Below are 15,777 nucleotides of genomic sequence, written 5' to 3' on the forward strand. Positions count from 1 at the left end.
GGCGAGTCGTGTTTTCACCATCGAACGAACCCACCCCACACAACAGATGAACATCGACGAACGGACGGAACGACGTATCGCCAGCGAAACGATTCGACGATTCAGCGAGGGCCGACGATGAGCGACATGGACCCCGCGCGGTACTACGATGAGTACGGCGAACGCGAGTGGGAGCGACTGGAACGCGACCCCGTTACCCGCATGGAGTTCGCAAACACGGTCGATTACCTCGACCGGTACCTCCCCGACTCGGGCCGCGTCCTCGACGTCGGCGGCGCGTCGGGCCGCTACGCGCTCTGGCTCGCAGAGTGTAATTACGACGTGACGCTCGTGGACGTGAGCGAGACGCAGGTCGAACTCGCCCGCGAGAACGCCGCCGAAAGCGGCCTCGAAGACGTTATTTCGGCGGAGCAGGGCGACGTCCGAGACTTGCGATTCGAGAACGAGGCGTTCGACGCGGTGTGCTGTCTCGGTGGTCCCTTGAGCCACGTCGTGGACGACGACGAGCGCGCCACCGGCATGCGCGAACTCCGCCGGGTCGCCGCACCCGGTGCGCCCGTCTTCGTCTCCGTCATCAGTCGCTTCGCCCCCCTTCGGGACATCATGAAGTTCAGCCTCGAATCCAGCCACGGTCTGCTGGCCCCCATCGCCGAGGACGGCAAGTACACCGCCGAACGCGTCGCCGAACACGCCGATGGCGAAGGTTGGGCGGAGTGTCACTTCTTCCGCGCCGACGAGTTCGAAGCGGAACTGGAGGACGCCGGTTTCGACGTCGAGCAACTGGTCGGTCTGGAGGGCGTCGCAAATCGCATGAAACCGGAGTTAGCCGAGGCGAGCGACGAGGCCGTCGAGAGCGTGCGCGAGGTCGTCCGGATGCTTCGAGAGGACCGTGCCGTGGTCGATTTCTCGGAGCACATGCTGGCGGTGTGTCGGGCGTGAAATCTGGGGCGTTTGCTCGTCCCGTGGTGTGTTTGGCTACCTTCGTTCAATTACCGAAGTAGAACGCGCGACGGCAACGAGGTCAATTCTTGAATTCGTCTGGCTTTGGCGATTGGCTTCCTGTGGGCAGTAGAAGCGGCAGTGGAACCTCCCTCGGTGCTGTGGTTACTCGATGCGAAGTTTATTGTATGGATAAACAACTGGTCTCCTCGACGGGTTCTGTTCAATCAAGCACCAACACATCGCAGTGAGTATCTCTGCGAGTATTTCTCAGATAGATCACTCGAAGGATTACTTCACAAATCTGTTCGCTATTCACCGCCGGACGACTGTGCGTCACTTGTCTTTGCTCGCAGTGTGAGTTCAAAATCAAAGGCGAGTGAATCTCCAACCGCTTCTTGGACGAATGACGGGTGACACAATTCAAAACAAAAGCAGGTTTGGACGGCCTTTTCTTGCGTCAACGGAGTCGGTAACGAGAGACAGGAAGTGGAGCAGTCTGTCGCTTCCAGATAAGGAATAAAGGAATCCTCCCCACCAAAGAAGTAGCCAATATCGTTCCTTTTTGCGTTATCCAGGCACGAATCGAGAGATGATCATCGAATTCTCCTCCATCCGTTGGATTACGATTTGTCTCCATCCCTGGATTTCGTGTTCCCTCTGTTGTCTGGCGTGTTTTCACGGACAAACAAACACACTCACCGGGAGCCTTACTACAATTTGTCAGCTGTTCACAGTCTCGGTACTTATCTCCTGGTTCGAATGACAGTGATCTCGATTCTGGAACCCGAATCAACCCTTCACGACCGTCAATCCGCAAGTCAAGTCCCTTTGACTCAGATTCAACAAATAATATACGTCGTTTACGTATAGATGGAGACATATGGAACTGAATATTTTCATCTCACTAGTTTCGGGAGTATTGTCGGTACCATATTTTAGCAACGCAATTAGTACGCTCAAGATATTTCGGCCGATTCGCTCGGAGGCATACACAGAGAAACAGATTGCTGACACAGGAGATTCAGTCGTATTACGAGGGGACATAACCGTTGACTCACCTCCAGAGGGGTCTGCCCAGCTATTTCCGGCTTATAACCCAACAGTAGGGGCATATCTGTGGCGGATATCACATAGCGATAACTTGTATGTTATCGATCTAAAAAATAGAACAATATCTCGGGCTAAAGTGGGGTACGAGTCCGGAATCGAATATGGAGATTTCTCGATTACTACCAAGGAGGGAACTGCAAAGATCGATCCGACGTGGCTTATTCGTACCCATAATACGATTCCATTGTCCGAGGCCACCATCTCAACAATACCGAGAACGATCAGTTTCTCGCCCAGTATGTGGTCGTCGCCATACATCCACCTGACAAGCACCGAAACCGAACATACGATTGAAGAAGTTCTGGATTTGATCGGGTCGAAAGATGTCGGGGGTTCCCACCAGTACTACGTCCAGGCGAAACCGATAGAGAGCGAAACAACACTCACGGTGTACGGTAACGTTCGTACCGAGAACGGAACTTCAGTACTCTACGGAACTGATGCGTCACCGCTAGCGATTACAGATCAAGAACCGGAGGAATTTCGTCGCTATCTTACGAGACGGCTAGTAAAATACGGTGTACTCGCACCGATACTCGTTATAATTGCTATCTTCAACTGGTTTGTTATCTGAGCTCTGTCGATACTCGCTTTCGAGCCAGCGAGCGGGGTCCCGAATGTGGTACATTTCTGCCAATATACGTGAGTGAATTCTGTTCGCCTGTACCTGCTGCATCAAGTTGACAGGGAGCCATAATAGTATCTTGATATAGAGTACGGACACCAAAATTGAAAAATATCCCAACAGTTTACTAGTGATACATCGATGAGGCACCGGTTACTGCAGTACGTCACGGAATGGCGGACATGGTGGGATCTTGCAGCGATAGCATTTCTTGTCGCGTCTCTGTCTCTTCTGCTCCCTCTGGCAATCCCACATGCTCACCTTGTCATGCGGTGGGGATTTCTTGGTTCAATCGTGCTCTTTTTCATCGGCTTTGTCTGCCTTCATTGGACCCAAGAATCATCGAGATCTTCACAATGAGATCCTTGGAGGAGCCAAAAGTAAAGCGAAGGATACAGTTTAACTGTGGGTGTAGTGGTTGGCCTACTGACCGTTAGTGCAACAAGCAGGAGTGAGACAAATGGACCCCGGCCAGTTCACTCTTCGCGTACAAGTGGACCACGTTTACTGCCTCCAACTCATAACCGAAAGTGAACTCAGTACCGCGTCGTCCGCCCCGCCGCGCTCCACTCGTTCGTCGGGGCGTTCGTCGGGACGCGAACGTTGCGATTCTGCAACCCGGCCATCCGCCCGGCGAAGCGCCAGCGGTCGCCCTCCCAATCCGGTCGTTCTTCGTCCTCCGCGGCGGCCGCCTCCTGCTCGCGGAGGTGGACGTTGATTGCCGCGATGATGGCGGCGGCTTCCTCCTCGGTGGCGTCCGGCGGAATCGAGAGGTTCACGTCCTCAGAGCGGGATGTTGCCATGTTTCTTTTCCGGTTGCGACTTGCGCTTGGTCGAGAGCATTTCGAGGTCGTCGATGAGCCGCGGACGGGTGTCCTGCGGTTCGATAACGTCGTCCACGAAGCCGCGGTCGGCGGCGGTGTACGGGTTGGCGAACTGCTCGCGGTACTCGTCGATGAGTTCGTCGCGGCGCGCATCGGGGTCGTCGGCCTCGGCGAGCTCCGAACTGTACAGGACGTTGACCGCGCCCTGCGGTCCCATCACGGCGATTTCGGAGGTGGGCCACGCGTAGTTCACGTCCGCGCCGATGTGCTTGCTTGCCATCACGTCGTAGGCACCGCCGTACGCTTTGCGGGTGATGACGGTCATGAGCGGCACCGTCGCTTCGGAGTAGGCGTAGAGCAGTTTCGCGCCGTGGCGGATGATGCCGCCGTGTTCCTGGTCCGTGCCGGGCATGAAGCCGGGGACGTCCACGAACGTCACGATGGGAATGTTGAACGAATCGCAGAAGCGCACGAACCGCGAGCCTTTCTCCGAGGACTCGATGTCGAGGGTTCCTGCGTTGACGCGGGGTTGGTTCGCCACGATGCCGACCGAGCGGCCGTCGAGGCGGCCGAAGCCGACGACGATGTTCTTCGCGTAGCCCTCCTGCACTTCGAAGAACGAATCCTCGTCCACGACGCCCTCGATGACGCGCTGGATGTCGTACGGTTTGCGCGGTTCGTCGGGGACGACGGATTTCAGTTCCTCGTCGCGGCGCTCGGGGTCGTCCCACGGTTCGAAGCGCGGCGGGTCCTCGACGTTGTTCTGGGGGAGGTACGAGAGCAGGCGGCGGATGTCGTCCAGCGCCTCCTCCTCGCTGTTCTCGGCGAAGTGGGCGACGCCACTCTTTCCGGTGTGGGTCGTCGCGCCGCCGAGTTCCTCGAACGTGACTTCTTCGCCCGTGACCGTCTCGATGACGTCGGGGCCGGTGATGAACATGTGGCTCGTGTCCTTCACCATGAAGATGAAATCCGTGATGGCGGGCGAGTAGACCGCACCGCCGGCGCACGGCCCCATGATGGCCGAAATCTGGGGGATGACGCCGGACGCTTGCTGGTTGCGGTGGAAGATGTCGGCGTAGCCTGCGAGCGACTCGACGCCCTCCTGAATCCGTGCACCCGCCGAATCGTTCAGGCCGATGATGGGCGCGCCGACTTCCATCGCGCGGTCCATCACCTTCGTCACCTTTTGGGCGAACACCTCACCGAGCGACCCGCCGAAGACGGTGAAGTCGTGGGCGAAGACGAACACCTTGCGGCCGTTGACCTCGCCGTAGCCCGTCACCACGCCGTCGCCGGGCACCTGTTTCTCCTCCATGCCGAAGTTGTGGCTCCGGTGGGTTCGAAGTTGGTCGAACTCGTTGAAGGTGCCGTCGTCGAGGAAGTAGTCGATGCGCTCGCGCGCCGTCATCTTCCCTCGCTCGTGTTGTTTCTCGATTCGCTCCTCTCCGCCGCCTTTCTCCGCCTCGCGGCGCTTTTCGCGTAGTTCGTCGATGCGCTCGTCCATCGTCATCGCTGAACACCCGGACGCGTTATCATTGCGCGTTTGCAGTACGAGCGAGCGCAAAAGGTTTCCGTACTACGATGAGGACAGTTCGACAGCCTACAACAGCGAGTAGAGGTTCACCGCGAGGGTGACGAGTAGAAACAGCGGGAGAACGGTCCTGACGCTCCAGAGCCACGGGACGCCGAGCGAACTGGCGAATCCCCCCGCGCCGGAGTCGAACTCGGCGAGCGCGTCAGACCCGAGGACCCATCCGGCGAAGACGAGGAATCCCGCGAGTCCGGCGGTCAGCATCAGGTTGACGAGGGTGTCCGCTACGAAGGTGAACAGGTCGGGGGTGAGCGCACAGACCGTGCCGGTGACGAGGATGACCCCCGCGAGGCTGAGCGTCGCCGTCCGCCGCGAGACGCCGTGTTCGTCTACGAGGTACGCGACGGGGATTTCGAGCATGCTGATGGAGCTCGACAGGGCGGCGAAGAGGATGGCGGCGAAGAACCCGACGGCGACGACCTCGCCGTAGGGGACTTGCGTGAACGCGCCCGCGACGGAGACGAACAGCGCGCCGGGGCCGCCGCCCGCGGAGGCGTCGGTGAGACCGCCCTGAAACGCGAACAGGAGCGGGAAGACGACGAGTCCGGCGAGGACGCCGACGGCCGTGTTCAACACGGCGATGACGCTCCCGTCGAACGGGAGGCTGTTGTCCTCGCCGAGGTAGGAGGCGTAGGTTATCATCGTCCCGACGCCGAGCGAGAGGGTGAAGAGGGCCTGTCCGGCCGCCGCCTGCAACAGTCCGATGGGGTCGTTTCGAATCGGTTCCGGGTTGAAATCGAGGAAGAACGAGAGTCCCGAACCGGCGTCGGGTTGGGTGATGGCCCACCCCGCCAGCACCGCGAGCAGGAGGATGATGAGGGGCATCATCACCTTCGTCGCCTTCTCGATGCCGCCGCGAACCCCGCCGAGGACGACCAGTGCAGTCAGCGCGAGGAACGCAACTTGGAACGCGGCAGCTTCCCAACCGAAGCTGATAGTTCCGAAGTACTCCCCCGGCGCGGCGAAGTACGACCCGGTGAAACTGGCGAGAAAGTATCGAACGATCCACCCGCCGACGACGCTGTAGAACGACAGCAAGACGAGCGCGGTGACGACGCCGAACAGACCGACGAAGCCCCACGATTTGGTGCCGGGCGCGAGTCGAGCGAGTGCGCCCGCCGGATTACGTTTCGACCGGCGGCCGATGACGAACTCCGCGAGGAGTCCCGGGACGCCGACGAGCAATACGATACACAGATAGACGACGAGGAACGCGCTTCCGCCGTACTTGGCCGTCATCCACGGAAAGCGCCAGACGTTGCCGAGGCCGACCGCGCTCCCCACCGCCGCGAGGATGAAGCCGACTCGGCTCGCCCACGATTCACGTACCATTGCTATGCACTCGCTTGCCCAGCGGTTATGAGGCTTTCGAGATTGAAAACCGTCAAAGTACGATAATCATGGTTTTCGGGCATCTGATTTGCTATTTACAATTCCGATTCGGAAGGAAATTTAACCGATACGTTACGATTCGTCGTCAGCCGAAGTAGGCCCCCGAGGAGAGTCCCGTGTAAAGTGCCTTGATACCCAAGTAGAGGGTGACGACGACTGCGATGGGGACGACGGTCCGCACCCACCACAGCCAAATCGTCTTGAACGACCCGCCCACCGAACTCCCTCGCCCGAGTTCGTCCATCGCGTCGGTGTCGGCGAACCACCCGATGAAGACGGCGAGGAGGAGCACCGCGATGGGAAGGAGGAACTTAAACACGAAGTCGTTGTAAAAGCCGAGCCAGGTCGTACCGAACGTCGCGGGGACGCCGACGAGGAAGATGAAGACGCCGGCCGCGACCGCGGTCGTCGAACGTCGGTAGCCGTAGTGCTCGGTGATGTAGGACACCGGCACTTCGAGGAGACTGATGGAACTGGAGAGGGCCGCGAACAGCAGGACGACGAAGAAGACGAAGCCGATTATCTGTCCCGCCGGAAGGTTACCGAACGCGCCAGCGAGGGCGACGAACGCCGTTCCGGCACCGCCGCTCGCGCCTTCCGCCCCGCCCGTGGCGAAGAGGATGGGGAAGACGACGAACCCGGCGAGGAGCGCGACGAGGGTGTTGACGACGACGATGGCTCCCCCGTCGGCTGGGAGACTGTCGTCCTCGCCGAGGTAGGAGGCGTATGCGATCATGACGCTGAACCCGAGCGAGAGGGTGAAGAACGCCTGTCCCATCGCGGGCGGAACGATGGTACCGAAGTTGTTCGCGATGACGCCGAAGTCCGGGGAGAGGTAGTAGTTGTACCCCGCCGTGGCACCCTCGAGCGTGGTCGCCCAAGCGCCCAGTCCGACGAGGAGGACGAGAATGGCGGGAATCATGAACGTCGTGGCTCGCTCGATGCCGCCCGTGACGCCGAGCGCGACGATGCCGATGGTGATCGCCATGAAAACGGCGTGAGCGGCGACGGCGGTCGGTCCGGCGGACACCGCACCGAAATAGGTTCCGGGGTCGCCGAAGTAGCTTCCCGTGGCGCTTCCGACGATGTAGCTGAGAACCCACCCGCCGACGACGCTGTAGAACGCGAGCGTCAAGAGCGAGGAGAACAGGCCGAGTCCCCCGACGAACGACCACTGCCCGTGTCCGATTTTCCGGAACGCCTCGACCGGGTTCTGTTCCCCCCGCCGACCGATGACGAACTCGATGAGCATCGTCGGAAAGCCGATGAGCGCCACCGCCAGGAGATAGACCACGAGGAACGCCGCACCGCCGTTCGTCGCGGTCTGGAACGGGAACGACCAGATGTTCCCCAGTCCGACCGCGCTACCGACCGCGGCGAAGATGAATCCGATTCGTGACGTCCACGTCTCACGTTGTGCCATGTGTATGCTTGCCATTTTTAACTCAGTGTTATAAACGACCCGATGTATATTTCCCACATTAAAAATGGAACAATAAAGATGAGCGCGATAAAAACAGCCGTCGTCGCGCCCGCGACCTACGCCTCGCCGTACACCGGAACCGCCGCCCCGCTCGTCACGCTCGCGGCGTCGCTACAGAGGAAACAAATCATTTCCGCGATATCCTCGGGGGCGACCCATTTTTCGTGGTCCGCGTCCGGCATCATCTCGCGGTTCGCGGGCGTGTCGATGACACTCGGCATCACGGCGTTCGCTCGGACGGTGCCGGAGTTCTCCTCCGCTATCGTCTCCGTGAGGAGACGAACTCCCGCCTTCGACGCGCGGTACGGCCCGTCTCCCTCGCCGCCTTCGAGCGAGGAGCGCGCGCTGACGCTCACGATTGCACCGTCGCGCTCCTGTAAGTGCGGGAGCGCGTGTTTCGACGCCAGAAACATCGTCTTCAGGTTCACGTCGAACAGCAGGTCGAACGTTCCCACGTCCGTCTCTTCGATATGCGACCCGCCTTTCCACGTTCCGGCGATGTTGGCGAGCGCGTCGATGCCGCCGTGGTCGGCAACGACGTCGGACACGACAGACTCGACGGCGGACTCGTCCGTGAAATCCGCCCGATAGAAGTTGACGCGTTCGCCGTCGAGCAGCGCGTCTTCCTCGTCCGGTTCGACTACATCCGTCGCACAGACGGTCGCGCCCGCGTCGTCGAACGCGGCACAGACCGCACTTCCGAGTGCGCCGCTCGCGCCCGTGACGAGGACCACCGCACCGTCGAAGTCGAAGCTCACGTCCATGGACCGTCCAACACCGTGCGGGATGAAAACACGCACGGCCGTTCAAATCGCGTCGTACCGACCCAACCGCGCACCGTCCAGCAGGTACGCCTCCCCGTCGGAAAGCCCACCGGGCAGAAACGGCGCGAGGAATCCCTGCTCCGCGACGTTGACCCACGTCCCGCCCGTCAGGTCGTTGAACGCGGGGAAGACTATCAGCTCGACGCCGCTCGCCACCTCCGTCGCTTCTTCGTCACCGTACTGCTCCTCGAACGCGCTCGGATTCAGCTCGCCGCGCAACCAGACGCGCTCGATTCGACTGCCGCCGACGGAATCCTCCAACCGCACGCACGGGTGTTCGTGACCGACGCACACCACGTCCGCGGAAAGCACGTCCTGGCTCGGCCACGTGTGCCCGTGCACGAATCCCACGTCGCCGAGGCGGATTCCGTCGCCCGGCGTCACCGAGCAGTCGATCCACGATTCGATGTCGCCGTCGTGATTCCCCTTCACCAGCGTCACCGGGCGGTCGATGGATTCGAGGAGCACCTCGATTTCGCCGCGCTCGGCACCGCCCGGTCCGGCGATGGAGTGCATGAGGTCGCCGAGAACGACCACCCGGTCCGGGTCGGTGCGTTCGACCAGCGATACCATCCGCTTCCGACGCTCTCCCGCTCGGCTGTCGAGGTTGATGCCCTGCTCGTATCGGAGGCCGTCCTCGATTCCGGCGTGGTAGTCCGCCACGACGAGCGCCCGCTCGTCGCCGAGCGTCGCGGTTGCGGCGGGTTCGCCGGGGACCGGTTCGACCAGCGCCATCAGATGGGCTTCAGGGTCTCCTCGCCGGATTCGTAACACCGTCCGGCCATCAGCGCGTCTTGGAGCGCGTCATCGACGTCCGCGGGCGTCACGTCGTAGGAATCGACCACGCTGGCGAGCAGGCGCTCGCGCTCCACGCCGTCGCCGTCGTTCATCCCTCGCATAACTTCCATCACCGTGTTTTCGAGGTTCTCGGGTACCGGCTTGTCGCCGTCGTCCCCGCCCGCGGATTCGGGTTGCGGTTCCGCCGCCGATTCTGTCGCGCTATCCTCGCTCGGCGTCGGTTCCGGTTCGGTGGCTTCCGTCTGCTCCGGTTGCGCCGCGTCGGCGTCCGGGCCGGTCGCTTCGGCCGGTTCGGCGGCGGTGTCGGATTCGAGGTCCGCCTCCGATTCCGTCGCCATCTCCTGGGCCGGTTCCGGCGTCTCGATGTCGGCCTCGCCGGGTTCGCCGACCTCCGCGCCGGTGGTGAACTCGGTACCGAACTCCTCTTCTATCTGCTCGCGCTCGCCCTCGTCGAACTCGTACATCTCGCCGCTGACGTCCTCGCCCATCGGTTGGTCGAAGTCGCCGGGACCGTCCTCCTCGTCCGACGGTCCGGCGTCGAAATCGCCGAGGTCGTCCGCGGACTCGTCGGAGTCGCTCACGGAGGTCTCGTCCGACGAGTTCGCGTCGAACTCCTCCACACCGGTTTCGCCGACGGGTTCCGATTCGACCGGTTCGTCGGTCTCCGCGGGTTCGCGGGCCTCTGCCGGAGGCGTCTCCGGTTCAGCGTCGGTGTCGGGAACCGTCGTTTCCGCGGCCGGTTCGTCCGCCGGTTCGGATTCCGTCTCGAACGTCGATTCGGATTCTTCCGATTCCGGTTCCGTCGGTTCGGCGTCGGTCAGGTCGGCGTCGGTCGGTTCCGCGCCGCTCGATTCGAACGCCGCCGGTTCCGTCTCCGGTTCGGCTCCCGAGTCCGAGCCGACTTCCGCGTCGAACTCGGCCGACGTTTCGGGTTCGGTGGCCGGGGATTCCATTTCGCTCGTCCCGGTTTCGACCGCCGCGGTGTCGAGCGAGACGTCCACGTTGAGCGTCGCGTCGCCGGGTTCGTCCGGTGACGCGTCGAGCGTCCCAACTTCGTCACGTTCGCCCGCGACGACTCGCGTGGCGTTGAGCGCGACGTCCTGCAGTTCCGCGAGGTACGGCGTGTTCGTTCGGTAGTGGTCGAGCGCCAGCGGCACACCGGCCGCCAGTCCCGTGTCCACGTCGGCGGCTTCGAGCGCCCGTCGAAGCTCCTCGCCGTACTGGCCGGAGTCGAGCGCACCCGCGACCGTTTCGATGCGCGAAAGGGTCTGTTCCGCGGTCTGGACCACCCACCGGTCGCGCGTTTCGGCGTCCACCGCGTTCATGCTCTCGGGGCGAATCGAGGTGTACACGAGGTCCGAATCCTCGGGCTGGAAGGTCCGCGCCTTGCCCGTCACCGCGACGAACATCGGCGGGTCGGCGCGTTCGAGGAACGCGAGCGCGTCCGGCTGGTACTGCCCGGCGTAGACGACGAAGCCGCCCGTCGGGTCCACGATGCGGGCGCGGAGCACGTCGTCGCCGACCTGCTCGATTTCGGTCAGCACGCCGACGACGAACAGGCGGTTGATGCGTGCACCCGTCGGCGTGACGACGTAGTTCGGGGCGCGCTCCTCGTCGCTGTCCGAGTGTTCGAGCGAGGCGTCGTCGTACTCGGCCGCGAAGATTCGCCACGCGACTTCCCGACGACCGACGCCGCCCTGCGAACTCATGCGTCCACCTCCGTGAGGAGGGCCTTGGCACGGTCGACCGGGTCGTCGTCCGTCTCGGCGAACTCGCTCGCTTCGAGGTTCGCACCGTAGTCGTCCACCGACAGGTTACCGCGGACGCGGTACTCGTGGCCGACGATTTTCTCGCGGATGGTGTCCGCGACGACTTCCTGGTCCATCGCGTCGCGCGCCTGCTGACGGGCCTTGTCGAGGCCGCCGCCGTACACCTCGGCGGTAAGTTCGTCGTCCAAAATCGCGGTGACGGTGCCCGTCCCGTCGTCCACGATGGCCTTCACGCGCAAGTCGTCTTGTCCATCGACTTGGCCGTGGCTTCGGCACTGGCCTTTCTGCACGACGCGGCCGCACTCGGGACAGCGCTGGATGAGTCCCGACCCGTCGCGGACCGCGACGATGTTACCGAGGACTTCCACGTCGAACGCGCCGCCGGTTTCGACCGCCTCGCGGACGGACATGCGCGTCGCGCTGTCGTTCACGTCCACGTCGCGCGCGAGGGGTCCGACCGTCGTGAACTCCGAGAAGTTGATGGACGGCACGCCGCGGAACTCGCGGACGTACACGTTGTCCACGCGAAGCGCCGCGCCTTCCGTCACTTCGTCGCGCGCCTCCCAGTCGGTGAACGGCAAGCGAGCGGACTCGTCGGCGACCACGCCGCTTTTTATCTCCGTCTCGCCGTCCCGTCCGTCGATGACCTTGTTCTCGACTTCGAGGACGGTCACTTCCAGCGCGACGCCGCGGTCCCCCGGCGTCACCTCGGCCAGCGTCGCGTCGCCGCCGACCTCGTACGGCACGTCGAGGTCGGTCTCCTCGCGCGCGACGTTGGTGCTGTCCCCGAGGTTGAGTTCCGGTTTGCCCTCCCACTCGCGGACCCCGGCGTTGCCCGCGGTGATGACCTGCCCCGCATCGAGGTTGAAGTCGTTCCACGCGGTGTAGGAAATCTTCCCCGTCTCGTCGGCGAGTTCGCCCTCGAAGATGGTCTGTTCGTTGCCCTGATAGCGAATCGAGCGCTTGCCCACCGTGAGCACCTTCGCGGTGATGGTGACGTTGCCCATGTCGGTCGTCACGTCGGCGATGTCGGCGGTGGAGGGAGCAGAACTGCTACCATCGCCGTCGCCGTACTTCCGGCGAAGGCTCTGTTTGGCTTCGTCTATCGGGACGCTGTACTCGATGAGGTTCTGCAGGTCTGCTTTGACCTCCTCTTTGTCAACACCGAGGTCGGAGGCGAGCGCCTCGGCATGGTCGTCTACGTTCATCACTCGAAGTTGGAACGGGATGGATTAAAAGTGTTCGTCGTCGCTAGATGTGAGAGCGGGAGTGGGTCGGGGAATTGGATCGGAACTCACACCAGCGACGTGAACTGAATCGACGTTTTCGTATGCACCACCGAGCGATAACCAGCTCGAATGTTCTCGTTCACCGCGAATTGTGGTTGGTGCTACTGTGATTGCAACTACCGAGCAACGATGAAGACCGCAACCGCCCCGCCACTGCGCCACGACCCTCCCCAACCGACTCCTTCACTTCGTTCAGGAACCAAATTCTCCCAGAGAAAGCGAACATCCTCGCTCCCGTGACACCGAAAGGGGTTTTCACCGCCGAAGCGTACCCCGGAACATGCACGTGGTCGTCAACGCCGCGATGAGCGCCGACGGAAAACTCTCCTCTCGCCAGCGCGAGCAGGTCGCCATCAGTGGCGCGGACGACTTCGACCGGGTTGACGACCTGCGGGTCGAAAGCGACGCCATCGTGGTCGGCGTCGGCACCGTCCTCGCGGACGACCCGTCCCTGACCGCCGACGACGGGGCCAATCCGGTCCGCGTCGTCGCGGATTCGAAAGCCCGAACGCCGCTCGACGCGCGGGTGTTGGACGACAGGGCGGACACGCTCGTCTTCGTCGCCGAGAGCGCGCCGAACCGGAACGTCCGGGCGCTCCGGGAGGCGGGGGCGGACGTCGTGGTCGCCGGAAACGGCCGCGTCGCGCTCGGGCAGGCCTTCTCGGAACTCGAATCGCGGGGGACCAAACGGGTGATGGTCGAGGGCGGCGGCGAACTCATCTTCTCGCTGTTCGACGGCGGACTGGTGGACGAACTCCGCCTCTACGTCGGGTCGCTGGTCATCGGCGGCCGCGACGCGCCGACCCTCGCAGACGGCGACGGCTTCGTCGAACGGAGATCGTTCCCGGACCTCGACCTCGATTCGGTCAAGCGCGTGGACGACGGCGTTTTGCTCCGCTATCTGGTCTCCTAACCGCCGAAAAAACGACCCGCGATCGCTTCTATACCCTTCTATACCCAGCCGTCTTCGACGAGGAGTTCGCCGTTCAGCACGCTGGCACCGGCGGCCCCGCGAATCGTGTTGTGTGCGAGGCAGTTGTACTGGATTCCGGCGGGCGTCTCCTGCACGCCGCCGACGGCAATTTGCATACCGTCGCCGATGGTGCGGTCGAGGCGGGGTTGCGGGCGGTCCGGGTCCTCGAACACCTCGATGAGCGGGTCGGGCGCGCTCGGTAGGTCGAGGGTAGTCGCCTCCGCGAAGGCCGCTTCGGCGCTCGCCTTCGTGATTTCCTCGGCGGTTTCGGCCCACACGTTTTCGAGGTGGCCGTCGAGCGTCGGGACGCGGTTGCAGGAGGCTGCCACGTCCACGTCGTGTTGGACGATTTCGCTCCCGTCGAACGAGCCGAGGAGCTTCTTCGGTTCGGTCACCATCTTGTCTTCCTCGCCGCCGATGTGGGGTATCACGTTGTCGATAATCTCCATCGACGTTACGCCGTCGTAGCCCGCGCCGGAGACGGCCTGCAGGGTCGAGACGTGCACGCGCTCCAACCCGAAGTTGTCGAGGGCGGCGAGCGTCGGGACCATGGTGATGGTCGAGCAGTTCGGGTTCTTCACGAGCGCGCCGTCCCATCCGCGCTCGTCGCGCTGGACTTCGATGAGGTTCAGGTGGTCCGCGTTGACCTCGGGGATGACGAGCGGAACGTCGTCGGCCATCCGGCTGTTCGAGGAGTTCGAGGAGACGACGTAGCCCGCCTCGGTGAACTTCGGTTCGACGTCCGCGGCGACCCCGGAGGGAAGCGAGGAAAAGAGGAGGTCTACATCGTCCGGTACGTCACTCGGGTCGGTCGCGCGTACTTCGATGTCACCGACGTACTCCGGAATCGGAGAGTCGATGCGCCACTTCGCCGCTTCGCGGTAGGCCTTACCGGCGCTCGCGTCGCTCGCGGTTATCGTCGTCAGTTCGAACTCGGGATGCCCGTCGAGCAGTTGAATGAATCGCTGTCCGACCGCACCGGTTCCACCCAGAATACCAACGTTGACACTCATGTGCGAACCGATAGCAGGAGTGTGCAAGTAGCTTTCGACGGTGTCGGTGTTTGCCGTGAGGCGGGCGGGGAAGACTCATATATCGAGTGACACCTCAAGAGTCGTATGGATTGGGAGTTCGTCACCTGTGAGGAGTGTGGGCAGCCGTATTCCGTCCGCGTTCGTGAGGACGGCACGTACGTCCTCCCGACCGATACGGGCGAGTGCGAGCGGTGTGGCTGTACCGAGTTCTCGCAGGTGACTGGAGTGGCCGGTGACGATTGAAACAGCTCGACGTGGTATTCGTTATCGATGAAAAGCGAGCCCGAAGCGAGCCCGAAATGAAGGAGAGTTATTCTTTCTTGCGCGTGACGTAGCCAGCGATTCGGTTGCGGACGCCCTTCGAACCGATGTTGGTCAGCTGTTCGACGCTGTCCTTGTTCTGGTCGAAGTCCTTCGTAAACGCGCTCGGGTATCGTTCCAACAGGATGTTCCCTGTCTTTTTCACGTAGTCGGGTTTGATTGCCATACCGAACTGTTTCCGACAGCGGGCCTTAAAAGCATTCGTTCGCGTTCGCCGGGGCGCTACCGCCGAATCCGGAATCCGTCCTCGCCCTCGGGTGACGCGTAGGTAACCGTCACGTCGTCCACGTCAGCGGCGGGACTGCCCGTGTGACACCACTCGACCATCTCCTCGACTTCCGACTCGGGTCCCTCGAAGACGGCTTCGACGCGCCCGTCGGAGAGGTTCTGCACCCAGCCGTCGAGTCCCTTCCCCTGTGCGGTGTCGCGGGTGTTCGCCCGGTAGTAGACGCCCTGTACCTTCCCCGAGACGAACACGTGTGCGCGGGTTCGGTCTGCCATACCGGACGTTCGAATCCGAGCCACAAAACGGTCGGGGCCATTCGACGTTCGAATCGACGATTCTCGGAGCGGCTCACTCCTCGGACGGCAGTCGCTCGTAGGCGAGGTGTTTGACCGCCGTTCGTATCTCCTCCTTCGTGAGGTCGAGTTCTTGATAAACGAACGACCTGACTGCGAAATACGCGCCGGTGCCCGAAACCGCCACGCCGAGGAGAAACGCGAGAAAGAAGCCGAACAAGTCTGTTGCCATGACACCACTCTCTCCGCCCCGACGAAATAGTTTTCCACTGAACTGTTCCGC

The 15,777-nt window shown here is 62.3% G+C and carries 16 protein-coding genes; 4 read left to right on the top strand and 12 right to left on the bottom strand.

Translation table 11 applies throughout. From position 1 onward, the window contains the following. The first annotated feature begins 117 nt into the window (after positions 1 to 117). The gene (locus OPC11_RS00550; RefSeq protein WP_264780695.1) at positions 118 to 939 is read left to right on the top strand and encodes a class I SAM-dependent methyltransferase; all 822 of its coding nucleotides are present in this window, start codon (positions 118 to 120) and stop codon (positions 937 to 939) included. A gap of 883 nt (positions 940 to 1,822) precedes the next feature. After that, complete coding sequence (locus OPC11_RS00555) at positions 1,823 to 2,626, top strand: hypothetical protein (protein WP_264780696.1); 804 nt, start codon at positions 1,823 to 1,825, stop codon at positions 2,624 to 2,626. 587 nt (positions 2,627 to 3,213) lie between these two features. On the opposite strand, the gene OPC11_RS00560 is transcribed toward OPC11_RS00555, so the two are convergent. The 8 genes from OPC11_RS00560 to OPC11_RS00595 all read right to left on the bottom strand — a co-directional run bounded on the left by OPC11_RS00560 (position 3,214) and on the right by OPC11_RS00595 (position 12,566). Then, complete coding sequence (locus OPC11_RS00560; RefSeq protein ID WP_264780697.1) at positions 3,214 to 3,480, bottom strand: acc operon protein; 267 nt, start codon at positions 3,478 to 3,480, stop codon at positions 3,214 to 3,216. After that, positions 3,461 to 5,011: an acyl-CoA carboxylase subunit beta gene (locus tag OPC11_RS00565; protein ID WP_264780698.1), complete on the bottom strand. Its 1,551-nt coding sequence runs from the start codon at positions 5,009 to 5,011 to the stop codon at positions 3,461 to 3,463. Before OPC11_RS00565 ends, OPC11_RS00560 begins: the two co-directional genes overlap by 20 nt. A 90-nt stretch (positions 5,012 to 5,101) precedes the next feature. Beyond that, a complete protein-coding gene (locus OPC11_RS00570; RefSeq protein WP_264780699.1) occupies positions 5,102 to 6,424 on the bottom strand; it encodes a sodium-dependent transporter in 1,323 nt (440 codons plus the stop codon). Positions 6,425 to 6,569: 145 nt separating this feature from the next. Then, positions 6,570 to 7,907, bottom strand: coding sequence for a sodium-dependent transporter (locus OPC11_RS00575; protein WP_007982619.1), 1,338 nt, complete (start codon positions 7,905 to 7,907; stop codon positions 6,570 to 6,572). Positions 7,908 to 8,023: 116 nt separating this feature from the next. Further along, a complete protein-coding gene (locus OPC11_RS00580; protein WP_007982618.1) occupies positions 8,024 to 8,731 on the bottom strand; it encodes an SDR family oxidoreductase in 708 nt (235 codons plus the stop codon). A 42-nt stretch (positions 8,732 to 8,773) separates the two neighbouring features. Then, the gene (locus tag OPC11_RS00585) at positions 8,774 to 9,526 is read right to left on the bottom strand and encodes a metallophosphoesterase (protein WP_264780700.1); all 753 of its coding nucleotides are present in this window, start codon (positions 9,524 to 9,526) and stop codon (positions 8,774 to 8,776) included. After that, a complete protein-coding gene (locus tag OPC11_RS00590; protein ID WP_264780701.1) occupies positions 9,526 to 11,298 on the bottom strand; it encodes a hypothetical protein in 1,773 nt (590 codons plus the stop codon). Before OPC11_RS00590 ends, OPC11_RS00585 begins: the two co-directional genes overlap by 1 nt. Further along, a complete protein-coding gene (locus OPC11_RS00595; protein ID WP_264780702.1) occupies positions 11,295 to 12,566 on the bottom strand; it encodes a Single-stranded DNA binding protein in 1,272 nt (423 codons plus the stop codon). The genes OPC11_RS00590 and OPC11_RS00595 overlap by 4 nt, the downstream gene beginning before the upstream one ends. A 361-nt stretch (positions 12,567 to 12,927) precedes the next feature. Between OPC11_RS00595 and OPC11_RS00600 the strand changes: the two genes are divergently transcribed. Further along, a complete protein-coding gene (locus tag OPC11_RS00600; protein WP_264780703.1) occupies positions 12,928 to 13,560 on the top strand; it encodes a 2,5-diamino-6-(ribosylamino)-4(3H)-pyrimidinone 5'-phosphate reductase in 633 nt (210 codons plus the stop codon). A gap of 38 nt (positions 13,561 to 13,598) precedes the next feature. Here OPC11_RS00600 and asd read toward each other — a convergent pair whose 3' ends face one another. Further along, positions 13,599 to 14,633, bottom strand: a complete 1,035-nt coding sequence (asd, locus tag OPC11_RS00605; RefSeq protein WP_007982613.1) for an aspartate-semialdehyde dehydrogenase — start codon at positions 14,631 to 14,633, stop codon at positions 13,599 to 13,601. A gap of 105 nt (positions 14,634 to 14,738) precedes the next feature. Between asd and OPC11_RS00610 the strand changes: the two genes are divergently transcribed. Beyond that, a complete protein-coding gene (locus tag OPC11_RS00610; RefSeq protein ID WP_007982612.1) occupies positions 14,739 to 14,897 on the top strand; it encodes a hypothetical protein in 159 nt (52 codons plus the stop codon). 67 nt (positions 14,898 to 14,964) lie between these two features. On the opposite strand, the gene OPC11_RS00615 is transcribed toward OPC11_RS00610, so the two are convergent. From OPC11_RS00615 to OPC11_RS00625, 3 genes are all read right to left on the bottom strand, one after another. Next, a complete protein-coding gene (locus OPC11_RS00615) occupies positions 14,965 to 15,141 on the bottom strand; it encodes a 30S ribosomal protein S17e (RefSeq protein WP_007982611.1) in 177 nt (58 codons plus the stop codon). Between the two features lie 56 nt (positions 15,142 to 15,197). Further along, complete coding sequence (locus tag OPC11_RS00620; protein ID WP_264780704.1) at positions 15,198 to 15,476, bottom strand: acylphosphatase; 279 nt, start codon at positions 15,474 to 15,476, stop codon at positions 15,198 to 15,200. Positions 15,477 to 15,549: 73 nt separating this feature from the next. Next, the gene (locus OPC11_RS00625; RefSeq protein WP_264780705.1) at positions 15,550 to 15,726 is read right to left on the bottom strand and encodes a hypothetical protein; all 177 of its coding nucleotides are present in this window, start codon (positions 15,724 to 15,726) and stop codon (positions 15,550 to 15,552) included. Between the last annotated feature and the right edge of the window lie 51 nt (positions 15,727 to 15,777).

Origin of the sequence: Haladaptatus sp. T7 (assembly GCF_026008575.1) — an archaeon.
GTDB lineage: Archaea > Halobacteriota > Halobacteria > Halobacteriales > Haladaptataceae > Haladaptatus > Haladaptatus paucihalophilus.